Here is a 15,061-nt window from a genome sequence, read left to right on the forward strand (position 1 = left end):
GTCTAGCGCATACGCAGCGCACCGTCGATGCGAATAACCTCTCCGTTCAGGTATCCCATCTCGACGATGAATGCGGCCAGTCGGGCGTATTCGTGCGGGTCACCCAATCGCGGCGGGTTGGGAACATCGGCTGCGAGTTGCTGTTGCACCTCTTCAGGCAGGCCGGCGAGCATCGGGGTCATGAATATGCCCGGAGCGATGGTCATCACCCGAATGCCAGTCGACGCCAAATCGCGCGCCATCGGCAATGTCATTCCAACAACTCCGCCCTTGGATGCAGCATAGGCTGCCTGACCTTTCTGGCCGTCAAACGCGGCGATCGAGGCGGTGTTGATGATCACCCCGCGCGCGCCCTCTGGATCGGGGTTGTTCGTTGCCATCTCGGCGGCCGCCAGGCGTGAAAGGTTGAAAGTTCCAACCAGATTGATGTCGATGGTGCGTTGAAACGCGTCCAGAGGATGCGGGCCATCCTTGCCGACCGTCTTGATGCCATAGGCGATGCCGGCGCAGTTCACCGCCACGGTGATCTGGCCCATGTTTTGCTTGGCTTCGGCAACGGCTGCGGCGACCGAGTCAGCGTCGGTCACGTCGGTCTCGATAAAATTGCCTCCAAACTCGGCGGCAACCTTTGATCCGCGCTCTGCATCGCGGTCCAGAATGGTAACCTGCGCACCTTCGGCAGCAAAGTGACGGGCTGTCGCTTCGCCTAGACCCGACGCGCCGCCCGAGACGACTGCGGCTGTATTGGAAATGCGCATCGCGACCTTCCTCCATGGATATGAACACTCGTTCATTAAACCCATCGCGGGCGGCCTGTCCACAGGTTTTGAGCGTCAGCGATCCTCAAGGAAAGCTCAGCAAGCCTTAACAATCGCTTCATGCTCGGTGGCCATGTCGGGTTCAGACAACCGGAAGTGGTTGGGTGTACATCACTCAGGAGGTAGTGAGATGTCAAAGAGTTCAAAGCAGAGGTTGGGCGCGATCATGGCCGCGCCGGTCATAGGTGTGTTTATGGTTGGCAGTGCGGCGGCGGCGCCTGAAACCTGCAACTGGAAAACGGCGCGGGATCTTGCAAACGCCGGCGACTACGCCGCTTTGTGCGATTGCGCGCAAGTCACGCCCAGCTTTCTGGATCGTCTGCAAAGCAGGTCGGACTTTGAAACGACACTTCAAGTAACCGCCGCGCAATGCCCGGGGCTGGCCAGTCTTTTGACAGATCTGCCCACGGCGAGCCTTTCAAACGCTGTTGGCCTGGGGAATGCGGGTGAAAACCGGTACTCCGATGGATCTGATTTCGACCGCTCATCCGATGCGTCTGGTGGCGGAACAGAGACTGGCAACAACAACTCCGGTGGAGGCGGTAACAACGCAGGCGGCGGGGGGTCCGGGAACGACAACCCCGGTGATGGCGGCGATCCTGGCGATGGCGGCAGCGACCCGGGTGACGGCGACGGTAAAGGCGGAGGCAAGGGCGGCGACGGAAAAGGCGGCGGCAAGGGCCGCGACGGAAAAGGCGGCGGCAAGGGCGGCGACGGAAAAGGCGGCGGCAAGGGCGGCGACGGAAAAGGCGGCGGCAAGGGCGGCGACGGTAAAGGTGGCGGCAAAGGCGACGGTAAAGGTGGCGGCAAAGGCGGAAAACGCTGATGCCGCGAACCTGAAACGCACCGGCAACGACGCGTAATACGAAAACGGCCATCCCAAAAAGGATGGCCGTTCTTTTACGTAAGTGACCGGCAGGTCAGCCTTGCTGCACCAGCGCGTGACGCTTTTTCCCGGCGCTCAGCTTGATCGGCGTCGAAAGCGCGCCCGCGTCGATCATCAGCCCGGCATCGGTCAGCGGCGCGTCGTTCAGCTTGGCACCGTTTTCTGCAATCAGGCGCTTGGCCTCTTTGCCCGACTTGGCCAGACCCGATTTGACGATCAGTTGAACGATCGAGATCGGCAGTTCTGCGTCGGACAATGTGAGCGTTGGCAGATCGCCTCCAACTCCGCCTTTTTCGAACACTTCGCGCGCGGTTGCCTCTGCGGTTGCTGCGGCTTCGGCCCCGTGCAACAGGGCGGTCACTTCGTTGGCGAGGCGGATCTTGGCTTCGTTGATCTCGGCCCCTCCCAGCGCGGCCAGACGGTCGCACTCGTCGACCGGCAGTTCGGTGAAGATCTTCAGGAAGCGGCCCACATCCGCATCGGTGGTGTTGCGCCAGAACTGCCAGAACTCGTAGGAACTCAGCATGTCGCCATTCAGCCAGACCGCGCCGCCCTGCGACTTGCCCATCTTGCGGCCATCGCTGGTGGTCAAAAGGGGCGTCGTCAGGCCATAGATCTCGTGATCCAGCACCCGGCGAGTCAGGTCGATGCCGTTAACAATGTTACCCCACTGGTCGCTGCCTCCCATCTGCAGAACACAACCATAACGGCGGTTCAGTTCGAGGAAGTCATAGGCCTGCAGGATCATGTAGTTGAACTCGAGGAAGCTGAGCGATTGCTCGCGATCCAGCCGAGATTTCACGGACTCGAATGACAGCATCCGGTTGACCGAGAAATGCCGCCCGATATCGCGCAGGAAATCGAGGTAGTTCAGACCGCCCAACCATTCGGCATTGTTCAGCATCAGTGCGCCGGTCTCGCTTTCGTCATAAGACAGGTATTTCGAGAACACCTGCTTCATGCCCGCAATATTTGCGTCGATCTGTTCGGGGCCAAGCAGCGGGCGCTCATCCGAACGGAACGAGGGGTCGCCCACCTTGGTGGTGCCGCCGCCCATCAGGGTTATCGGTTTGTGGCCGGTCTTTTGCAGCCAGCGCAGCACCATGATGTTCATCAGGTGACCCACATGCAGCGACTGCGCAGTGGCGTCATAACCGATATAAGCAGTTTGCACCCCACTGATCAGCGCGTCGTCAAGGCCCTGATAATCGGTGCAATCGGCGAGAAAGCCGCGCTCGATCATCGTGGCGATGAAATCCGATTTGGGGTGGTAGGTCATATCGTGCCCTCGGGGTTACTATTGCGGGGCACTGTATAGGCGGCGTCAGAGGCAAGGAAAAGCCACCTTTTCCAAGAAAAACGCGGCTCGCGCAGGATGTGTCTTGCCTTGGCTTCGCGTTACCGTGCAGGTTGTGCGAAACACCCGGCACGGCGGGCGATCAAAACAATGAGGACAGTGTGAGCAGGGTCATCAGCAAATCAGGTGTTCTTCGATCGTTGGGGGCCATGTCGGGCACGTCATTGGACGGCGTCGATGCTGCGGTGGTCGAGACTGACGGACAGGCGATCTTTGGGTTTGGTCCAAGCGGGTACCGCGCTTACTCGGATGAGGAGCGCGCTACGCTGCGTGTTGCACTGGGTCAGTGGCACGGTCCGGACGTCGATATCTCGGCCGAGTTGGTAACGCGTGCGCATGCCGAGGTTTTGTCGGAGTTCGAAGAGGTGGACCTGATCGGTTTTCACGGTCAGACATTAGCCCATGAACCGCGTGGGCGAGGGACGTTGCAGGTGGGCGATGGGCTGGGTCTATCGCAGGCGCTGGGGCTGCCCGTAGTTTGGGATTTCCGCAGCGATGATGTGGCGCTTGGGGGGGAGGGCGCGCCGCTGGCCCCGTTCTTCCATTTTGCCTGTGCCAAATGGATCGAAGCGCAAGAGCCGTTGTGCTTTCTGAACCTCGGTGGCGTCGGGAACCTGACTTATGTCGATCCGACCTTCGGTGGACCGGAAGAGCCGGGCGCGCTGCTGGCGTTCGATACCGGTCCGGCGAATGCGCCAGTGGACGACCTGATGCAATCGCGGTTGGGTCAGGCGATGGATCGGGATGGTGCAGTTGCGCGCGGTGGAACCGTCGAGACCGGTGCGCTTGAGCTATTTCTGGCGGAACCGTTCTTTTCCAGAATGCCGCCAAAGTCTCTGGACCGGAACGACTTCGCCCAGATGATCGAACTGGTGCAGGAACTCAGCGATGCGGATGCAGTCGCCACCTTGACCGCCATGTGCGCTGCCGGCGTAACGCAGGGGATGGAGTACTGTCCGAAACCACCCAGCCGCGTGCTGGTCACCGGTGGAGGGCGGCACAACCCCGTTCTGATGGAGATGCTGCGGGTCGCGCTGGATTGCCCGGTCGAACCGGTCGAGGCCGTTGGTCTGGACGGTGATATGCTCGAGGCGCAGGCATTCGCCTATCTGGCCGTGCGCGTGGCGCGCGGCCTGCCGACCTCATGCCCGGGAACAACCGGTGTCAGCGCGCTGGTTGGGGGAGGGGTCGTGTCATCTCCAGCGCGGGGCGCTGTGGTTGGCGGGTAGGGGCGCTGCGCCCTTCGCAAGGCAACTCCCGGGATATCTTTGGTCAGATGAAGAAGCGGATCTAGCGCCGGAGCGATCGTGCGTAATCTGCGGTGAACCGGCCATAACCTTCTGAGGTTGATTGCAGGTGATCCTGTGTCCAGCGGTGAAACGCTGGCAATTGGTGAAAAGGTACGTTTGGAAAGGCGTGGTGTTCCGCGTGGTACGGCATGTTCCACGCCAGAAACCGTATCAGCCCGTTGGTGAATGTGGTGCGCGAATTCTCCAGCATATTTGCGACCGGAGGACATAGCCCATGCTCTGCCAGAAGGTAGAGGCGCAGGAATGGTTGGCCCACGATTGCGGGCAGTAACCAGATCCAGAACAAAACGGGCGTGTATAAAAGGCTTACTGCCGTCAAAGTGTACAGTGTAAGCAGTGCGACCGCCTCGGTCCTGATTGCGCGGTACTGACGGCGGGGCAGGTATTCGGCACTGATCCGCCCTTTTGCGTTGTCGAGCAATACCTGCGCCATGCTTGTCCAATACGGCCAACCGCTAAGGTAGACGGCAAGGCTGCGCCAGCTCTCAGGCCGAGGTTTGCCATCAAGTTCGGGGTCTTTGGTCGGGTGGTTCGTCCATTTGTGATGGGCGAGGTGGAAATAGCGAAACCAGGTGAAGGGCAGGCAGATCGGGACCGAAACGAGGTGGCCGATTGCGTCGTTCAGCCAACCAGATCTGAACGGCGTTTTGTGTGTGCATTCGTGGCTGAGCGTGAACAGGAACACCAGCAAAAGGCCCTGAGGCAGTATCAACAGTGGCCAAAATGGAACGTGCAGGGCGATACCGGAAGTGGTCAGGGCCAAGGCGCCAAAATATAGCAAAAGGTGCTTTAGGCCCGCTGTGTCCGAGCGCCGTTGTAGCCTGTCTTTGGTTTCGGCCGGGATCGAAGCGATCAGGGCGCGGTGGTCCATCTGGTCACTCCGTTGGAATGTCGAAACCGGGTTCTGCCAGTTCGAACCCGTCAAATTCAAAGCCGGGCGAGACGGTGCAACTGACCAGAGTATACGCGCCGATGCTGCGCGCGGCTTGCCAGTGGCCCACTGGGACAATGAGTTGCGGCGCTCCTCTGGCCAAGTCTGGTGTCAGCAGGTGATCGGTTGCCGGGCCGTCATCGGTGGCGCTGAGCGACAGAACCAGCGGCGCGCCGCTGTGGTATAGCCAGATCTCGGTTGCGTCCACCTTGTGCCAATGGCTGCTTTCGCCGGCTTGCAATAGAAAATAGATGCAGGTGCCGGTGGCGCGGCCGGGATTGTCGGCGCGCCAGGTCTCGCGGAACCATCCGCCCTCGGGATGGCATTGCAGGCTCAGGTGGTCGATGATCTGTTGCGGGGTCATGGGCTGTCCTTCAGTCGCTTCGCGATTATGCATGACCCGCGCTGATCCGCTATGGCAATCGCGCGAATAGGCCATATGTTTGGCGCATGACCCTGACAATCCCGTTTGATAACAGCTATGCCCGACTGCCGAACCTGTTTTATGCGCGACAGGCCCCGGTTCCCGTCCGCGCACCGCGTCTGATTGCGTTTAATGCTGATCTGGCGAGCGTGCTGCGGGTAACGCCGGGAGAGGTTGCCGAGATGGCCGAAGCGTTTGCTGGGAACACGCTGCCGGACGGGGCAGAACCGCTGGCGCAGCTTTATTCCGGTCATCAGTTCGGGCACTACAACCCGCAATTGGGTGATGGCCGCGCGGTTTTGCTGGGCGAGACGGTCGGCACCGATGGGGTGCGCCGCGATATTCAGTTGAAGGGCTCGGGCCCGACACCGTTCTCGCGCCAGGGGGACGGGCGCGCCTGGCTGGGGCCGGTTTTGCGCGAATACGTAGTGTCCGAGGCGATGCATGGGCTTGGTATCCCGACCACGCGCGCGCTGGCGGCCGTTGAAACCGGTGAGATTGTGCTGCGCGAGGGGCCGATGCCTGGCGCGGTTCTGACACGCGTCGCGCAAAGCCATTTGCGGGTCGGCACGTTTCAGGTCTTTGCGGCGCGGGGTCAGTTGGACGGATTGCGAATGCTGACCGACTATGCCATCGCGCGACACTATCCGGACGCTGACGGCCCAATGGGTCTGTTGCGATCTGTCCGGGACGCGCAAGCCCGTCTGATTGCGCAGTGGATGAGCGTCGGGTTCATTCATGGGGTTATGAATACCGACAATTGCTCGATCGCGGGCGAGACCATCGACTATGGCCCTTGTGCTTACATGGATGTTTATCATCCAAACACGGTCTACAGTTCGATTGATCAGATGGGGCGCTATGCCTATTCGAACCAGCCCGAGATTGCCGTTTGGAACATTGCGCAGCTTGCGACCGCTTTGATCCAGCAAATGGATGACAAGGATGCCGCCGTTGAAGAGGCGACCGAGATCGTTCACGCCATGCCCGACTTGTTGCAGGAAAACTGGCTGGAGAGATTCCGTGCCAAAATCGGTTTGGCGACGGCCGCAGAGGGCGATCTTGAGCTTATCTCGGACCTTTTGACCCGCATGGCGCAGAACCAGGCTGACTTTACCAACACGTTCCGGGCGCTGGGCAGCGACGCGGCGCGTGATCAGTTCATTGATCCTACGGCATTCGATACGTGGGCCGAGGGCTGGCGCGCGCGACTTGAACCAGAACAATCCCCTGACGCGGTCATGCAGGCCGTCAACCCGGCCTTTATCCCACGCAATCACCGGGTCGAGCAAATGATCAAGGCCGCGGTAGCGGGCGATTTCGAGCCGTTCCACAGATTGAACACTGTTCTGGCAAATCCTTACCAGAGCCAGCCCGACGCCGTAGACCTGACCCACCCGCCAGCCGAGAATGAGGTGGTTCAGGCCACGTTCTGCGGCACCTGACGGCGGCCAAGAATCTCGAATTGCAAACAGGCCTCGGAATGCTCGATAGGCAGGGTAGGCGAGATCAGCCCGCTGTCCGCCAGCATTACCGATTCCCGTTTGAGCTGGATTTCCCGGCCAGCCTCGGATTTGACATAGGTCCCCGAGGTGCTGCGGTCAGACAGGATCAGCTTGCCGTCCTTCATGCTCAGCACCGCGTGCAGGCGTGACACCCAGGGCTGGGTCAGGATGACGTCGCAATCCGGTGACCGGCCAATCGTCAGCTCCCCATTGTCATGGCAGCGCCACGAGCGATCTTCGTGGCTGAGAACCAGCGTCAGTCTCTCGGCGCTTTTCCAGTGTTCTTCGGTCCGACCATAAGAAAGCGGCAGTCGGGTCTGTGTGAACGGGTCCATCGCCGGGCTGATCAGCGAATGCGCCATGAACTGTTCCGTCAACCCTTTGAGGTTGAGCCGCCCAAGCGGTTTCAGCATCCGGCGCAGATCGCCCTGCAACATCGCTGCGACCCCGTCGCTGACGCAGGCCTCACCGGGATTGGCTGCGGTGGCCAGCCGGGCGGTGACATTTACCGCTTCGCCATAAACACCCTTTTCGGCAATCACGATCGGGCCGCAATGCACACCCACATGCACCGATAGCGACGTTTCAGGAGACCCCTCGATCAGGTTCAGTGCGGCATTCAGCGCGGCGTCGGGGTCCAGAAAATAGCTGAGGACATCGTCGCCCTTCTGTCCAACCTGCGTACCGCCATGCTCGCGCAGAACGCGCCGCAGTCGGTCCAGTTCCAGTTGGATCAACCGTTGCGCCTCGCCATCGCCAACCGCCTTGTACAGCGGTGTGCTGCCCGAGATGTCGGCGATTACAAGAATGGCAAAAGTTGTATCCACGGTGGATCCTCGGGTTCGGTTCAGGGGCACTTTAACGGCACTGTCCGTTCTGTACACGTGATTTACGTTCACACACAGCACTTTAGGGTTAAATCCTCTTCAGAATTCCGTTTGCGATCCCAATCAGCGTTGTTTGCCAAAGCTACGGGAAAATCGGGTTGCACTGGGCGCTGGGCGTGGCACTGTTGGAATTCGCATATTGACCCGAGCGCCATGACACCCTCACCAACCCTTCGCATTGCCAGCTACAACATCCAGAAATGTGTCGGTTTGGACTTTCGTCGCCAGCCGCAACGCATCATGCAGGTGCTGGCAGGGCTGCGCGCCGATATTGTGGTGCTGCAAGAGGCGGACAAAAGGCTGCCTCCCCGCCCGGCAGCGCTGCCGCATTTCATGCTGGATGAAGCTGGCTGGCAGATCGTCGATCTCGGGGGCGCGGGCAGCCTGGGGTGGCACGGCAACGCAGTGATCTGGCGCGGAGACGCGATAAACGTACGCAAGACCGGCCATCACGACCTTCCGGGGTTCGAACCGCGTGGTGCGGTGCGCGTGGAATTCGACACCCCGATCGGGCCCTTGCGGGTGATGGGTATGCATCTGGGTTTGCTGCCCGCCTCGCGCCGACAGCAGATCACCCATATCCGCCGATGCGATTCTGATCTGGACAGTATGCCAACGGTCTGGGCCGGAGATTTCAACGAATGGTCCCGGCAGCCGGTCCTGGACCATCTGGTGCCGGATATGCAGTTCCTGCCACCTGTTCCCAGCTTTCCGGCCGCGCAACCGCTGGGGGCGCTGGATCGCATCGCGTTGGGGCAGGGGTTGCAGGCCAGTGGACATGGGGTGCATGACGCGCGACCGGCGCATATCGCCTCAGACCACCTTCCGATCTGGGCCGACCTTCAGCGTGTTGCCTGAATTGCCCTAATTCTGATGTGGCGCAAGCGCGTCAGACATATTAAGACAGAGAACCGAACAGTTCCGAGGGTAACAATGTCCGACACGATTATCGCCCGGTGCGAGGCCAAGGGCCTGCGTATGACAGGTCAGCGCCGTACCATCGCGCATGTGCTGCAACAAAGTGAGGACCACCCGGACGTTGAGGAACTATATGCTCGTGCCTCGGCCGAAGACTCGGGGATTTCTATCGCCACCGTCTACCGAACAGTAAAACTGTTCGAAGAGGCGGGGATTCTTGAACGGCTTGAATTCGGCGATGGCCGCGCGCGCTATGAAGACGCCGAGCGGGATCACCACGACCACCTGATTGACATGCAGTCGGGCGAGGTCATCGAGTTTGTCGATCCCGAGATCGAAGCACTACAAGAAAAGATCGCGGCCAAGCTGGGCTATAAGCTCAAAGGTCATCGGCTGGAACTCTACGGCGTCCCGCTGGACAAGGACTGACCCATCAGGAACCGCGATTGACCGCATCACGGCACTTCATCGAAGCTGTCGCAATCGGGCTTGCGATGTCGGGAAAGTTGTTGTTTTGCTGACATGAGGGCTCGGATTTTGCCGACCTGTCCCAATGGAAATACGCATGAACAACGTAAACGGCATCCTGCTGCTTGTCGGATCGATGGCAGCTTTCGCGATCGAAGACATGTTTATCAAGCACCTGTCGGTCACCGTACCGACCGGGCAGATTCTGATTGCGTTGGGCGTCGTTTGCGGCCTGACCTTTGCAATTTTGTCGGTGGCCACCCGCAAACGGATCTTTGACCCCGCAGCATGGACGCTCTTGCCGCTTGCGCGCGCCGGGGCCGAGGGGGTAGGCGCGGTGTTGTTCGTGACCGCGCTGTCGCTGATCGATCTCTCCACAGTCGCAGCGGTGTTTCAGGCCCTGCCGCTGGCGGTGACAATGGGTGCTGCGCTGTTTCTGGGCGAAACCGTCGGTTGGCGGCGTTGGAGCGCCATTGGTGTTGGCTTCATCGGCGTTTTGATGATCATCCGTCCGGGCCTCGAGGGATTCCAGCCGGAAACTCTGCTGGTCGTCGCCACGGTCTTTTTGATCGCGGCACGTGACCTGATCACGCGCAAACTGGATGTGCGGGTGGCGTCCACGGTTGTTGCGATGCAAGCCTATATTGCCGCAATCGTGGCCGGGACTGTACTGATGATCGCCACTGGGCAGTCTTTGACACCGGTGCAATCCGCGCAGGTCGTGCCGTATCTGGCTGCCGTTATTTTCAGCATGTTGGGTTACTATGGCATCGTCGCGGCGATGCGGGTGGGCGAGGCCTCGGCGATGATGCCATTCCGATATACGCGCCTCGTGTTCTCGATGATTGCAGGCGTGTTGATGTTCAATGAACGCCCAGACGCCATGACCCTGGCCGGGGCCACGTTGATCATCGGGTCGGGTCTTTACACCTTTGTCCGAGAACGTCGATTGGCAAGGCAATTGGCTGTCGCCTGATCGGTGTTGGCGCAAACAGCAGGCTGTTAGCCCTAAAGGCAGGAAAATATACGTGTTAGCGATAACGTGACCGGTTTACTTTTCGCCGGTTGCTGCTATGACGCCTGCAACTGAATGCAGCCATAGGGACGGGCCTCATGAGCACGATCATCGACATCCACGCACGCGAAATTCTGGACAGCCGGGGCAATCCTACGGTCGAGGTGGACGTGATTTTGGAAGACGGCACCATGGGCCGCGCGGCGGTACCTTCGGGCGCGTCGACCGGAGCCTATGAGGCGGTTGAAAAGCGCGATGGCGACAAGTCGCGTTATATGGGCAAAGGCGTGCTCGAGGCTGTCGCCGCCGTGAACGGAGAGATTGCCGAAGAACTGGTGGGTTTTGACGCGACCGAGCAAGTGGCCATCGACGCCGCGATGATCGAGTTGGACGGAACCGAGAACAAAGGTCGTCTGGGTGCCAACGCCATTCTGGGGGTCTCTCTGGCGACGGCCAAGGCGGCGGCAGATTTCACCACGCAGCCGCTATACCGCTACGTAGGAGGCACCTCGGCCCGCGTTCTGCCGGTGCCGATGATGAACATCATCAACGGCGGCGAACACGCCGATAACCCCATCGACATTCAGGAATTCATGATCATGCCTGTTGCAGCCAGCAACATTCGCGAAGCGGTGCGCATGGGTTCCGAAGTGTTTCACACACTGAAGAAAGAGCTGTCGGCAGCAGGTCTCAGCACCGGGATCGGGGATGAGGGCGGTTTTGCCCCCAACATCGCCAGCACCCGCGAAGCGTTGGATTTCATTCTGAAATCCATTGAAAAAGCGGGTTACAAGCCGGGCGACGAGATCCACCTCGCATTGGATTGCGCTGCAACCGAATACTACAAGGATGGCAAATACGTTCTGTCCGGCGAGGGCAAAACGCTGACCTCGGAAGAAAACGCAGCCTATCTGGCGGCGCTGGTCAACGACTATCCGATCATCTCGATCGAGGATGGCATGTCCGAAGATGACTGGGACGGCTGGAAAGCCCTGACCGACGCCATTGGCGACCAAGTGCAACTGGTGGGTGACGACCTCTTCGTGACCAACCCCGAACGTCTGGCCGAAGGGATTGATCGCGGCTGTGCAAACTCGATGCTGGTCAAGGTGAACCAGATCGGTTCGCTGACCGAGACCCTGCGGGCCGTCGATATGGCCCATCGTGCGCGGTATACCAACGTGATGTCGCACCGCTCGGGCGAGACCGAAGACGCCACCATTGCCGATCTGGCGGTGGCAACGAATTGCGGTCAGATCAAAACCGGCTCGCTGGCGCGGTCGGATCGGCTGGCCAAGTACAACCAGCTGATCCGTATCGAGGAATCGCTGGGTGAAATCGCGGAATACGCAGGCGCATCGATCCTAAAGCGATAAGCTGACCGCCCTGCGCAAATGACGCCGGCCTCTGTTTTAGAGGCCGGTTTTTCTTTGCCATCCTTTGCGCATGCGCCTTTTGCCGGAGCGGTAGAACCAATTGCTTGCGAGAAAATTAGGTGCTGTCATAGCTTTCGGGTAAGGTTGGTGGAACGTAACCAGCAACAGATGCGGTTCTGTTGCAAACTCGCGGTATGATTGCTTAGTGAGGATATTCAGATGACGGTTAAAAACATTCTCGGCTGCGCGGCCGTTTTGATGCTGCCCCAGGTTGCCTGGGCAGGCCCACCGGCGCCGGCGGTTTGCGCCAAAATGGTTGCGAGTGATGTCAGCGGGCAGATCACGATGGAGGAATGCCTGTGCACCTATCAGGTGGCCAATCAGGTGCTGGATGACGACATCAAAGAGCTATTGTTCCAATCGTGGTACACGGGCGAAAACGTAACCGATCAGTTGAAAGCATTGCCAAATCCCAAGCGTGTCCCAAAGCAATTCAGCAGGATGGAGCGGGGAATGAAGCAGAATTGCCCAAAAGTGAACAATTACTGAAAATTGGTGGAACTGGTGAAAAACACCTTTGCAAGCATGCTTATGTGTGAACTTGTTCATATATAAACGCGTCCAAATTTGCTATCCTGCCTGCGTTGCAGAAAGGAGAGCGCGATGTCTGCCTCAAGAATCCTTCTCGTCGTTTCCCTGTTTTCCTTTGGAATTCTGGCCGCCTGCACCGAACCTGGCACCTATCCGATCACCGGAAAAGAGGTGTCGCAGGATGATCCGGTACGGGAAATGTACAACCCGGATCTGATTTTCCGCGGCGAATCCCGCTAGAGCGTTCTGCTCATCAGCATATAGCGGTCGCGCGCTTTGAAGCCTGACCGAAGATACAGCTTTTGTGCGGTCGCGTTGGTGCGGTCGACCTCAAGATGCAGAGCGGTCAGCCCGGCATCTGCCAGCGCTTTTGGCAAATCATGTAGCACTTCGGTCGCAATCCCGCGCCCGCGCACGGCGGGTCGGATATAGATTTCGTCGACAAACGCGTCCATACCGCCAAATTCAACCGACCAGCCGAATGTCAGGATGATGTAACCCAGTGGCGCGCGGCCCGGTCCGATCAAATAGATGCAGCCATGAGGGATACCTTCAAGCAGCGGAGACAACGCATCGCGCCGTATATCATGGTCCTGTTCGATGCCGGATTCGGCATGAAACGCGGCGACAAGCGCCATCAGACGGTCAAGATCGTCCGGGCGCGCAAGGCGAAGTGCAGCAGTCATAGACGGGCCAGCCTTTCGGTCAGCAGGGCAAAAAAGCCATCTGCGTCAACGTCTCCGATAAACAGTGCATTCGGTGGGTGATCGGTCACGCCCCACCAGTCGGCAACCGTCATGCCAAGGGTCAGTTCCGATTGCGTTTCGATCTGAACGTTGACGTGACGACCTTTGAAAAGCTCGGGCTGGATCAGATAGGCGGTGACGCAGGGATCGTGCAAAGGCGCACCCTCGGATCCGTACTTTTCCTTGTCGAACCGTTCGAAGAAATCGGTCATTTCGGCCACGGCATGACCAACCTCGCTGTTAAGTGCGCGGAAGGCGTCGTTCCGGTGCGGGGTGACAAGGGCGTCATGGGTGACGTCCAGCGGCATGACGACGATATGAGCGCCGGATCTGAACACGATATCAGCGGCTTCCGGGTCGACATAGATGTTGAATTCTGCGGTCGGAGTGATGTTGCCAACCTCGAAATAGGCCCCGCCCATCAGCACGATTTCCTGGACCCGATCGATGATATCGGGGGCCTTTTCAAAGGCCGTGGCAATATTGGTCAGCGGTCCCAGCGGGCAGAGCGTCACAGTACCCGGCTCGTGCGCGCGCAGCGTTTCGATGATGAAATCAACCGCGTGCCCGTCTGCCAGTGCCATGTTCGGGTCGGGCAGGACCGGGCCATCGAGGCCGGTTTTCCCATGCACATGTTCGGCTGTCACCAGATCCCGTCTCAGGGGGCGGTCGCATCCTGCATAGACCGGGATTTGCGTGTGACCCGCCAATTCGCAGACGATCCGTGCGTTTTTGGCCGTCAATTCCAGCGGCACGTTGCCGGCGACAGCCGTGATGCCCAGAACCTCGATCTCTTCGGGGCTGGCCAATGCCAGAAGGATGGCGACGGCGTCGTCCTGTCCTGGGTCGGTGTCGATGATAATTTTGCGGGCGGTCATGCTGTGCCTCCGGGGTCTCGAAGCGCGGACACTCGCAACTGTTTTCCCACTTGTCCAGCGGTTTCAGGCATCCGTCGGCGCATCCACCGGCGGGAGTTTGCCATTGGCCCGATGCTCGTCGGTCTTTACCTCGTCCCACAGCGCGTCCATCTCGGCCAGATCGCTTTGCGCGGGCGTTTTGCCACGGGCCGCCAAGCGCGCCTCGACCTGTTCGAAACGTCGGGTGAACTTGGCGTTGGTGCGACGCAAGGCGGCCTCGGGTTCGATGCCCAGATGGCGACCCAGATTGACCATGACAAACAGCAGGTCGCCGAATTCATCCTCAAGCGCATCGGGGTCCTTGGCATGGCGCGCTTCTTCCAGTTCGGCGGCCTCTTCCGTGATCTTGGCAAGGACATGGCTGGCATCGGGCCAGTCGAACCCCACGCGCGCGGCGCGATTTTGCAGCTTGTGCGCCCTCAATAGGGCAGGAAGGTTGGCCGCCACTCCGTCCAGCGCGCCCTTTTGTTCCTTTCCCGCACGCTCGGCAGCTTTGATCGCCTCCCAGTCCACGGTTTGCTGATCTGCGGATTTGTCCCGGGATTCGTCGCCGAATACATGCGGATGGCGCGCAACCATCTTGTCAGACATGGTGCGCACCACGTCCTGAAACGTGAAATGCCCGGCCTCTTCTGCCATTTGCGCGTGGAAGACGGACTGGAACAGCAGATCGCCAAGTTCACCCCTCAATTCGTCATAGGCTTCGCGCTCGATCGCGTCGGCAACCTCATAGGCTTCTTCGATCGTATAGGGCGCGATGGTGCCGAAATCCTGCTCGATATCCCAGGGACAACCGGTCTTGGGGTCGCGCAGGCGGCGCATGATTTCCAACAGGCGCTCGATACCCGCATCCGTATCGTGGATCAGAGAGCTTTCGACCATTGCGAACCCTTTCATTCCGGTGTCAGATGC

Annotated in this window: 17 protein-coding genes; 9 read left to right on the plus strand and 8 right to left on the minus strand. The window is 59.6% G+C overall.

Annotation, left to right across the window (positions count from 1 at the left end; all coding sequences use genetic code 11):
- Nucleotides 1–2 precede the first annotated feature (2 nt).
- The gene (locus ACR0LX_RS00105; RefSeq protein WP_480782075.1) at nucleotides 3–758 is read right to left on the minus strand and encodes an SDR family NAD(P)-dependent oxidoreductase; all 756 of its coding nucleotides are present in this window, start codon (nucleotides 756–758) and stop codon (nucleotides 3–5) included.
- A 190-nt stretch (nucleotides 759–948) separates the two neighbouring features.
- On the opposite strand from ACR0LX_RS00105, the gene ACR0LX_RS00110 reads away from it, so the two are divergent.
- A complete protein-coding gene (locus ACR0LX_RS00110) occupies nucleotides 949–1,644 on the plus strand; it encodes a hypothetical protein (protein ID WP_480782076.1) in 696 nt (231 codons plus the stop codon).
- 94 nt (nucleotides 1,645–1,738) lie between these two features.
- Here ACR0LX_RS00110 and tyrS read toward each other — a convergent pair whose 3' ends face one another.
- Nucleotides 1,739–2,983, minus strand: coding sequence for a tyrosine--tRNA ligase (gene tyrS, locus ACR0LX_RS00115; RefSeq protein ID WP_480782077.1), 1,245 nt, complete (start codon nucleotides 2,981–2,983; stop codon nucleotides 1,739–1,741).
- A gap of 227 nt (nucleotides 2,984–3,210) precedes the next feature.
- Between tyrS and ACR0LX_RS00120 the strand changes: the two genes are divergently transcribed.
- Nucleotides 3,211–4,290, plus strand: coding sequence for an anhydro-N-acetylmuramic acid kinase (locus ACR0LX_RS00120; protein WP_480782624.1), 1,080 nt, complete (start codon nucleotides 3,211–3,213; stop codon nucleotides 4,288–4,290).
- A 61-nt stretch (nucleotides 4,291–4,351) separates the two neighbouring features.
- On the opposite strand, the gene ACR0LX_RS00125 is transcribed toward ACR0LX_RS00120, so the two are convergent.
- On the minus strand, nucleotides 4,352–5,242 hold the full coding sequence (locus ACR0LX_RS00125) for a fatty acid desaturase (protein WP_480782078.1): 891 nt from the start codon (nucleotides 5,240–5,242) through the stop codon (nucleotides 4,352–4,354).
- Nucleotides 5,243–5,246: 4 nt separating this feature from the next.
- Nucleotides 5,247–5,666, minus strand: a complete 420-nt coding sequence (locus tag ACR0LX_RS00130) for a cupin domain-containing protein (protein ID WP_480782079.1) — start codon at nucleotides 5,664–5,666, stop codon at nucleotides 5,247–5,249.
- 86 nt (nucleotides 5,667–5,752) lie between these two features.
- Between ACR0LX_RS00130 and ACR0LX_RS00135 the strand changes: the two genes are divergently transcribed.
- Nucleotides 5,753–7,171 (plus strand): protein adenylyltransferase SelO, encoded by a 1,419-nt coding sequence (locus tag ACR0LX_RS00135; protein WP_480782080.1) that lies wholly within the window; start codon nucleotides 5,753–5,755, stop codon nucleotides 7,169–7,171.
- Here the strand turns inward: ACR0LX_RS00135 and ACR0LX_RS00140 are convergent.
- On the minus strand, nucleotides 7,147–8,058 hold the full coding sequence (locus tag ACR0LX_RS00140; RefSeq protein WP_480782081.1) for an adenylate/guanylate cyclase domain-containing protein: 912 nt from the start codon (nucleotides 8,056–8,058) through the stop codon (nucleotides 7,147–7,149). The genes ACR0LX_RS00135 and ACR0LX_RS00140 overlap by 25 nt on opposite strands.
- Before the next feature lie 213 nt (nucleotides 8,059–8,271).
- Here ACR0LX_RS00140 and ACR0LX_RS00145 point away from each other — a divergent pair, with 213 nt between their 5' ends.
- From ACR0LX_RS00145 to ACR0LX_RS00170, 6 genes are all read left to right on the plus strand, one after another.
- A complete protein-coding gene (locus tag ACR0LX_RS00145; protein ID WP_480782082.1) occupies nucleotides 8,272–8,976 on the plus strand; it encodes an endonuclease/exonuclease/phosphatase family protein in 705 nt (234 codons plus the stop codon).
- A 75-nt stretch (nucleotides 8,977–9,051) separates the two neighbouring features.
- On the plus strand, nucleotides 9,052–9,465 hold the full coding sequence (locus tag ACR0LX_RS00150) for a Fur family transcriptional regulator (protein ID WP_480570347.1): 414 nt from the start codon (nucleotides 9,052–9,054) through the stop codon (nucleotides 9,463–9,465).
- 136 nt (nucleotides 9,466–9,601) lie between these two features.
- Nucleotides 9,602–10,480 (plus strand): DMT family transporter, encoded by an 879-nt coding sequence (locus ACR0LX_RS00155; protein WP_480570344.1) that lies wholly within the window; start codon nucleotides 9,602–9,604, stop codon nucleotides 10,478–10,480.
- A gap of 137 nt (nucleotides 10,481–10,617) precedes the next feature.
- Nucleotides 10,618–11,895 (plus strand): phosphopyruvate hydratase, encoded by a 1,278-nt coding sequence (gene eno / locus ACR0LX_RS00160; RefSeq protein WP_480782083.1) that lies wholly within the window; start codon nucleotides 10,618–10,620, stop codon nucleotides 11,893–11,895.
- A gap of 219 nt (nucleotides 11,896–12,114) precedes the next feature.
- Nucleotides 12,115–12,444 (plus strand): hypothetical protein, encoded by a 330-nt coding sequence (locus ACR0LX_RS00165; RefSeq protein ID WP_480782084.1) that lies wholly within the window; start codon nucleotides 12,115–12,117, stop codon nucleotides 12,442–12,444.
- Nucleotides 12,445–12,558: 114 nt separating this feature from the next.
- Complete coding sequence (locus ACR0LX_RS00170; protein ID WP_480570333.1) at nucleotides 12,559–12,726, plus strand: hypothetical protein; 168 nt, start codon at nucleotides 12,559–12,561, stop codon at nucleotides 12,724–12,726.
- On the opposite strand, the gene ACR0LX_RS00175 is transcribed toward ACR0LX_RS00170, so the two are convergent.
- The 3 genes from ACR0LX_RS00175 to mazG all read right to left on the minus strand — a co-directional run bounded on the left by ACR0LX_RS00175 (nucleotide 12,723) and on the right by mazG (nucleotide 15,031).
- Nucleotides 12,723–13,172, minus strand: a complete 450-nt coding sequence (locus ACR0LX_RS00175) for a GNAT family N-acetyltransferase (RefSeq protein ID WP_480782085.1) — start codon at nucleotides 13,170–13,172, stop codon at nucleotides 12,723–12,725. The two genes, ACR0LX_RS00170 and ACR0LX_RS00175, sit on opposite strands and share 4 nt — an antisense overlap.
- Nucleotides 13,169–14,110: a nucleoside hydrolase gene (locus ACR0LX_RS00180; protein WP_480782086.1), complete on the minus strand. Its 942-nt coding sequence runs from the start codon at nucleotides 14,108–14,110 to the stop codon at nucleotides 13,169–13,171. The genes ACR0LX_RS00175 and ACR0LX_RS00180 overlap by 4 nt, the downstream gene beginning before the upstream one ends.
- Nucleotides 14,111–14,173: 63 nt before the next feature.
- Complete coding sequence (gene mazG, locus ACR0LX_RS00185; protein WP_480571140.1) at nucleotides 14,174–15,031, minus strand: nucleoside triphosphate pyrophosphohydrolase; 858 nt, start codon at nucleotides 15,029–15,031, stop codon at nucleotides 14,174–14,176.
- Between the last annotated feature and the right edge of the window lie 30 nt (nucleotides 15,032–15,061).

The sequence above is a fragment of the Ruegeria sp. CH11 genome (assembly GCF_056537105.1).

Bases quoted from the DNA above. Each gene is read 5' to 3' on its own strand.
- ACR0LX_RS00105 (WP_480782075.1), bottom strand. From the start codon at position 758: ATGCGCATTTCCAATACAGCCGCAGTCGTCTCGGGCGGCGCGTCGGGT.
- ACR0LX_RS00110 (WP_480782076.1), top strand. From the start codon at position 949: ATGTCAAAGAGTTCAAAGCAGAGGTTGGGCGCGATCATGGCCGCGCCG.
- tyrS (WP_480782077.1), bottom strand. From the start codon at position 2,983: ATGACCTACCACCCCAAATCGGATTTCATCGCCACGATGATCGAGCGC.
- ACR0LX_RS00120 (WP_480782624.1), top strand. From the start codon at position 3,211: ATGTCGGGCACGTCATTGGACGGCGTCGATGCTGCGGTGGTCGAGACT.
- ACR0LX_RS00125 (WP_480782078.1), bottom strand. From the start codon at position 5,242: ATGGACCACCGCGCCCTGATCGCTTCGATCCCGGCCGAAACCAAAGAC.
- ACR0LX_RS00130 (WP_480782079.1), bottom strand. From the start codon at position 5,666: ATGACCCCGCAACAGATCATCGACCACCTGAGCCTGCAATGCCATCCC.
- ACR0LX_RS00135 (WP_480782080.1), top strand. From the start codon at position 5,753: ATGACCCTGACAATCCCGTTTGATAACAGCTATGCCCGACTGCCGAAC.
- ACR0LX_RS00145 (WP_480782082.1), top strand. From the start codon at position 8,272: ATGACACCCTCACCAACCCTTCGCATTGCCAGCTACAACATCCAGAAA.
- ACR0LX_RS00150 (WP_480570347.1), top strand. From the start codon at position 9,052: ATGTCCGACACGATTATCGCCCGGTGCGAGGCCAAGGGCCTGCGTATG.
- ACR0LX_RS00155 (WP_480570344.1), top strand. From the start codon at position 9,602: ATGAACAACGTAAACGGCATCCTGCTGCTTGTCGGATCGATGGCAGCT.
- eno (WP_480782083.1), top strand. From the start codon at position 10,618: ATGAGCACGATCATCGACATCCACGCACGCGAAATTCTGGACAGCCGG.
- ACR0LX_RS00165 (WP_480782084.1), top strand. From the start codon at position 12,115: ATGACGGTTAAAAACATTCTCGGCTGCGCGGCCGTTTTGATGCTGCCC.
- ACR0LX_RS00170 (WP_480570333.1), top strand. From the start codon at position 12,559: ATGTCTGCCTCAAGAATCCTTCTCGTCGTTTCCCTGTTTTCCTTTGGA.
- ACR0LX_RS00175 (WP_480782085.1), bottom strand. From the start codon at position 13,172: ATGACTGCTGCACTTCGCCTTGCGCGCCCGGACGATCTTGACCGTCTG.
- ACR0LX_RS00180 (WP_480782086.1), bottom strand. From the start codon at position 14,110: ATGACCGCCCGCAAAATTATCATCGACACCGACCCAGGACAGGACGAC.
- mazG (WP_480571140.1), bottom strand. From the start codon at position 15,031: ATGGTCGAAAGCTCTCTGATCCACGATACGGATGCGGGTATCGAGCGC.